A 538-nucleotide genomic window follows, 5' to 3' on the forward strand; every position below is an offset into this window, starting at 1 on the left:
CCTATGCCGCCAACGACAACATGCTGTCGCGCAGCCGGGTCGCGGGCGCTTACGTCTATCCCGCCCCCACCGCTCCGCGGCCGCACACGCCGCTGACGGTGGGCGCCAACGCGCTGAGCTACGATGCCAACGGCAACCTCACCGCCGACGGCAGCCGCAGTCTCGTCTGGGACGAAGCCAACCGGCTCAAGCAGGTGACGCTTTCTTCCAACACCGTCAACCTGTTCTACGGCCCCGACGGGGCACGCACCAAGAAGGCCTCGGCCTTTGCCACCACGCTTTATCCGGATGCCTCGGTCGAGATCGATCCGGCGACGCAAGGATCGGAGGTCTACACCCGCTATCCGCATCCCGACCTCAAGGTGGTCGGCCAGACCAGGCAGTTCCTGCACCGCGACCATCTCGCCTCGGCCAGGCTGGTCACCGATGCGGCCGGTGCCGTCGTCGAAGCCACCGGCTATGCCGCCTATGGCGAGCGGCTGGCCTCGGGCTTCCAGACCCAGAAGGGTTATGTCGGCGAGCGCCATGATCCCGAGAC

1 pseudogene is annotated in these 538 nt (G+C 67.1%); it reads left to right on the plus strand.

The window, feature by feature from the left end:
- Positions 1-538 (plus strand): annotated as a pseudogene (locus tag PV773_RS25160) (hypothetical protein); the annotation flags it as partial.

Source organism: Mesorhizobium sp. CC13 (assembly GCF_039907765.1).
GTDB lineage: Bacteria > Pseudomonadota > Alphaproteobacteria > Rhizobiales > Rhizobiaceae > Aminobacter.